The following is a 6,079-nucleotide window of genomic DNA, read 5'->3' as shown; positions in this document are numbered from 1 at the left end:
ATGCAGGCAATTACAGAAGCCAGTAATTCTTCTCCCTTTTGGATAAAAATGCCGGGACCCGGTCTGTAATCCTTTACCGGTTCCGTCTCCACGGTGATGCAATTGCTGTCCGTATCATAAACTCCAACCTTTATAAAACTGGTGCCCAAATCCACTGCCATCAGTAAAACATCTTTCATTGCACTGCTCCTCTCTGCCAACGATTCACCAAACACTACTGTCATCGTATCTGCACACGATGTACGATATTCAGAAAGTAATTTTTAAACTCGCTCTAAACTGTTTTATTTTTAGAGGTAAGCCCCTGTAATAATACAGAAATGATAATAATAATACCTTTGATAATGTCTTGGGGATAGGATGGAACTGCAAGGAGGTTCATAATATTACTGATCAGTGCCAGTACCAGTACACCTACTACGGTTTTGATACAGGAACCCTCCCCTCCTGAGAGGCTGGCGCCTCCAATTACACAGGCTGCTATGGCATCCAGCTCCAGCCCCTGCCCAATGATGGGTGTCCCGATTGCAGTCCTGGAGGATGCGATAATTCCGCCTATTGCTGCACAGATTCCTGAAATGGCATACACGGACATTTTATACCGGTTTACACGGATACCCGCTAATTTTACTGCTGTTTCATTACTTCCGATTGCAACGATAATCCGCCCAAATGCAGTGTATTTATGAATAAACCAGAAGATCACAATGACAACTACGGCAATTACAGCCAGCCATGGGATCACCCCTCCGATCATGGCTACTCCTAGTTTACCAATCGTATCCTTTGGTGTCTGCACCGGCTGTCCATTTGATATTACAAATGCCAGGCCTCTTGCTATTGTCATCATCGCAAGTGAGGCTACAAAAGCTGCCATCTTGGCATAAGATACCAGGAATCCGGTAACCGCACCCAATACGCATCCAACCAGTACCGGCAAAAGAATCGCTGCTGCCATGCCCAGGCTATGTGTGGTCAGCGCAAATGCAACCATTACACTTCCAAGTGCCAGAATAGAGCCAACCGATAAATCAATTCCCCCGGTCAGGATTACAAATAGCATTCCCATACACACAACGGTGGTTCCTGAATACTGGCGCAGGATATTAATGATATTCTGTAAGGTAAAAAAGTCCGGCGATATGCAGATACAGATAATCAACAACAGCAACAGCATAAAATAAGTATTATGTTTAACAAATAGTTTTACAGCTTTATTTTTTGTATTCATTTTTTCACCCATTCCATACAGCAGCAATGCCTGCTATACTGCCACAAATAAATATTTGAAAGAATCAAAACGTGGCTTCCTTTCGATTTCATATTTATACACCCATTGCGTATTTGATCAGCACATTTTCGTATAATTCTTCTCTGGCTACTTCTCCGGTAATTCTGCCCTGTCTCATGATAATCACCCGGTCGCACATTCCGATTATTTCCGTCATCTCCGAAGAAATCATAACAATTGCAACTCCCCGGCCTGCCAGGTCGTTAATTACTTTATATATTTCTACCTTTGCCCCAACATCCACACCACGGGTAGGTTCATCCAGTATCATGCATTTACAGTCCGCAGCCAGCCACTTTGCAAGAGCCACCTTTTGCTGGTTGCCGCCGGAGAGACTGGATACATCATCCTCCATGGAAGCATATTTCGTGGATAATTGCCCCAGGATATTTTCCACCGTCTGTTTTTCTTTTTTCCCATTGATTACATCCATGGCATATTTTACCTGTTTCAGGGAAGCAAGTGTGGTATTAATTCGTATGGATTGATTCAGCAGCACCCCCTGCTGCTTTCTGTCTTCCGGCAGAAATCCCAGCCCGTTCTCCACTGCATGCTTTGGTGCCTTAAATGCCGCCTTTTTTCCTGCCAGCATAATTTCGCCGCTATCTTTATGGTCAATCCCAAATATGGCACGCATGGTTTCCGTCCTTCCGGCTCCCACCAGACCGCTGAAACCCAGCACTTCTCCTGCACGAACGGAAAAAGACACATTCTGTACCATCTTTCCGCAGTTTAGGTCTTTCACATCCAGAACTACGTCCCCCAGCTTCACGTTTCTCTCGGGATACAGAGTAGACATTTCACGCCCGACCATCAGATTGATCAGCCCATGTTTATCGATGTCCCCAGATGGAAGCTCTTTTACAAATTTCCCATCCTTAAATACGGTAATCGTATCACATAACTGGAATATTTCTTCCAGCCTGTGGGATATGTAGATGATGCTGACTCCATCTTTTTTCAAAAGGTTTACCAGTGCAAAGAGTTTTTCTATTTCGGTAAATGTCAGAACAGCGGTAGGTTCATCCAGTACCAGGATCTTGGCATCCCTGCTAAGATTCTTGCAGATTTCCACCACCTGCTGATATGCCACTGATAATTCCGCAACTTTTTGTTTTGGGTCAATTTCTCCAAATCCCAGTTTCTTTAATATTTCCGAAGCATCTTTATTTAATTTCTTCCAGCGGATAGCCGCCCCGCCCTGATTTAACCGGTCTATAAATATATTTTCTGCAACCGTTAAATGCGGCGCCAGCATAAATTCCTGATAAATGGTTGCAATGCCCAGATCTTTTCCTTCCCTTGGAGATGAGATTTTAACCTCCTGCCCGTCAATCCGAATGGTTCCTCCATCCCGTATAACCGCTCCCGATAAGATTTTCATCAAAGTAGATTTTCCTGCACCGTTTTCTCCGATCAAAGCATGGACTTCTCCTGGCTTTACCCGTAAAGAAACATCCTTCAGTGCATAGACGCCGCCAAATTTTTTGTCAATGTGCTCCATCTCAACCCGATATTCATTACCCATCGCCTACACTCCTCATCATTTTCTGTGTTTCTGCTGCTTTTATTCCCGCGGGCAACGAGCCAAACGAACACGCTGGCGCGTCCATTTGGCGACTGCCGCGAGGGTCAATTACCCCGCTGGTCGCAACGTTGCAAATTTGATGCCCCGTTGTTTGCAGCGGGGTTTTTGACTTTTTAGGGATGCCGCATCGTTATCTCTCTTGATAAGCTGACACCGCACCCCCATTTACATACTCTTTCTTCCCGTGAGCAACGAGCCAAACGGACACGCTGGTGCGTCCATTTTACTCCTGCGAACAGGAAGCAACCGTGTTAAAATGCGGCATTTTCATCATAGTAATCTTTTGCATTATCAATGGTATAGCAAAGAGGCGGTGTACGTGTAATATCTTCGTAATCATCTGCTGTCTTACCATCCAGTAATACTTCGTCTGCAACCTGCAATGCCATAGCTGCAACTGTCTTAGGATTATTATCTCCGGTAGCCATATATCCTGTACCGTCTGCAATCAGTTTAATCGCTTCCTTCTGTCCGTCAGCCGCTGCCGCCAGTCTGATCTTATCTGTTAAGCCGGAGTTTTCAATCGCGGTCATAGCGCCTAATAACATGTTGTCATTTTCCCCTAATACCAGGTTGATATCCTTGTTCGCTACCAGTAAATCCTCCATTGCTGGAAGTCCTTCATCTGCTGTCCAGTTTCCCCAGCCCTGCCCATTGATCTTAAAATCAGCATCTGTATTTTCAGCTTTCCCTTTATCCATGAGTTCCTGTTCCATTGTTTTAGCGGCTGCCCATGCTTCCTCTTCCGTACAGCCTGTTCGCTGTTCAATAATACCGCACATGAGTCCCGTACGTCTTTCCTGAGATACTACGGCTCCTTTTACGCCGGACAGGAGCACCGATACAATAGGATCTTTCCCGAACTGCTCACCTACGTAAAGGCCCACTGCCCTGCCGTTTCTCAGGTTATCGGAACAAACCGTTGTAATATTATCGGCTGAGGTATCACAGGCATTATCTACATTGATAACCGGTATACCTGCTGCAGTTGCATTTGCAATCGCCGGGAGACAAGCTTCGGAATCCACACAGTTCATAATGATACAATCATAATTCTGGGAAACGAAGGTCTCCATATTTTCCATTTCCTTGGAAATATCTTCGGAAGCATCCAGACTGGCATAGGACCATCCCCGTGATTCAACTTCTTCTTTCAGAGCAGCATCCAAAGCGACAAAATACGGATTATTCAAAGTCTTATTTACATAACCGACTTTAAAACTTTTACCGGAAGCATCCGCTTTTTTTGCTGCTTCTGTGACTGCTTCTGATGCAGTTTCTTTCGCTGCTTCTGTCACATCCCCTTTTGTTTCCTCTGCCTTTGTCTCAGCAGCCTTAGTCTCTGCAGCTTTTGTCTCAGCCTGTGCCTCTGTCTTAGCAGCAGTGTCTCCATCCGTACTTTTGGCTCCGCCTCCACATGCAGTCAGCATGGAAACTGTCATAGCCGCCGTTAATAAAATCCCCAACATCTTTTTGTACCTTCTCATTTTATTCCTCCTTAGAATGTGAATATTTGTGGTACCTGTTACCGGAGTGTGTCATAAAATTATTTTCTGCAGGATCAGTCTTTTGCTTTTATAGCGATGCCTGAACCTGCACCATACTCCCGGAAACAGCGTGCCATGTATTAGATTAATTTAGCACCATGCTAAAAAAACTAATCTTGTTCCATCTCATGCATCATTTCTTTTAAACACTTATACAGCTTCAGATATTTCTGAAATGGTTTCTGATACAAGCTGTGCTTTTCTATATCGGGTTCCACCACAATTTCAGGTACTACCATTCGGTCTGCCGCAGCCTGGAAGCTTTCATAATGCCTTCCTTTGGATGCCGCAGCCACACAGCAGCCAAGTACGCCTGCCTGGCTGTTACGGTTAATAATGATTTTTTTGCCCGTAACATCCGAGATCATCTGTATCCATCCCCGATCCCTAGTAACGCCCCCGCAGACCGTCAGCGAATCCACTTCATACCCCTGGGTTTCATAATTCTGTATAATATTGTGGGTACCAAAAGAAACGGATTCCAATACTGCATGATAAATATGTTTCCATGTGTGTTTTACATTTAATCCATAAATAACCCCCTTAGCCATTGCATCCTTATACGGCGTCCGGTTTCCCTGAAAGAAGTCCAGAACCGTTATTCCATCCGATCCGGGTTCGATTTCCTCTGCTGCTCTCAATAGCCTGGCATAGGGATTCCCGTCTTCTTCCCCAATATGAAAGTTCTTCCGAAACCAGTTTACCAGTCCGGCTGCTGATATCTGTCCGCCTTCCAGCAGCCAGAGGCCGTCCACCAGCGCGCTGTCATAGGGTCCCCAAATCCCTTTTAAATCCGGCTTTTCTTCTGACATACACAGATGTACAAAACTGGTCCCCATCACAATTCCCAGTTTATGAGGCTTTATTACATTCAGTCCAAACATCGCCATATGGGCATCAATTCCGCCCTGCACCACTTCTAAATCGGGATGAAAGCCAAATCGTTCTGCCAGATCCGGCCTTAGCTTTCCAATCGCTTCACCGATTTTATCCACCTTTGTTACGATTTTTTCCTGATAATCCTCAAAGCCTATCCTTTTAAAATACTCTTTTTGATAACCGCCTTTTGATTCTATGTAATTCCATTTACAGGTTGTATTGCATATGGAACTGGATAATCTTCCGCTTAACATATAATTAATCCAGTCCAGCTGTTCTACCAGACGAAAACACTTATCATAAATATCCCGGCGGTGTCTTTTGATCCATAGTGCTTTTGGTATCATCCATTCAAAGGAGGTCTCCTGACCACAGTAGTCCAGAACCGGATCATGTGTCTCATTGATCTCATTCATTTCCTCCCGGGATCTGGCATCCATCCACATCATGGCATCCATAAGGGGTTTTCCCTGTTCATCGATCGCCAAAACGGTAGAAGATGTGGCACAGACACAGCATGCTTTCACCGATTTCTTCTGCTCATCTGTCATTTCTCCGGAACACATTTCAAGCACTTCCAGGATGCTCTCCCACCAGTCCATCGGGTTTTGTTCTGCCCAGCCGACTTTAGGAAAGTAAGTTTCCCACTTTTTTTCATGGCTGGTCAGCATTTCGCCATCTTCATCAGCAATTCCAATCCGTACTCCCTGAGTCCCCGTATCAATTCCAATAAAATACGATTTCATTCCATCGTCCTTTCAAACATATTTTAGG

Annotated in this window: 4 protein-coding genes; all 4 read right to left on the bottom strand. The window is 44.8% G+C overall.

Translation table 11 applies throughout. The annotated features are described in order from the left end of the window. Positions 1–274: 274 nt before the first annotated feature. Positions 275–1,231, bottom strand: coding sequence for an ABC transporter permease (locus ACH2DQ_RS23880; RefSeq protein WP_394912415.1), 957 nt, complete (start codon positions 1,229–1,231; stop codon positions 275–277). A 94-nt stretch (positions 1,232–1,325) separates the two neighbouring features. After that, entirely contained in the window at positions 1,326–2,819 is a 1,494-nt protein-coding gene (locus ACH2DQ_RS23875; RefSeq protein WP_394912416.1) for a sugar ABC transporter ATP-binding protein, read from the bottom strand. 311 nt (positions 2,820–3,130) lie between these two features. After that, positions 3,131–4,366 (bottom strand): substrate-binding domain-containing protein, encoded by a 1,236-nt coding sequence (locus tag ACH2DQ_RS23870; protein ID WP_394912417.1) that lies wholly within the window; start codon positions 4,364–4,366, stop codon positions 3,131–3,133. Positions 4,367–4,536: 170 nt separating this feature from the next. Beyond that, complete coding sequence (locus ACH2DQ_RS23865) at positions 4,537–6,051, bottom strand: ribulokinase (RefSeq protein ID WP_394912418.1); 1,515 nt, start codon at positions 6,049–6,051, stop codon at positions 4,537–4,539. Between the last annotated feature and the right edge of the window lie 28 nt (positions 6,052–6,079).

This window comes from Robinsoniella sp. (assembly GCF_034124845.1).
This window is presented reverse-complemented; position numbering and strand designations above follow the sequence as displayed.

Bases quoted from the DNA above. Each gene is read 5' to 3' on its own strand.
- ACH2DQ_RS23880 (WP_394912415.1), bottom strand. From the start codon at position 1,231: ATGAATACAAAAAATAAAGCTGTAAAACTATTTGTTAAACATAATACT.
- ACH2DQ_RS23865 (WP_394912418.1), bottom strand. From the start codon at position 6,051: ATGAAATCGTATTTTATTGGAATTGATACGGGGACTCAGGGAGTACGG.
- ACH2DQ_RS23875 (WP_394912416.1), bottom strand. From the start codon at position 2,819: ATGGGTAATGAATATCGGGTTGAGATGGAGCACATTGACAAAAAATTT.
- ACH2DQ_RS23870 (WP_394912417.1), bottom strand. From the start codon at position 4,366: ATGAGAAGGTACAAAAAGATGTTGGGGATTTTATTAACGGCGGCTATG.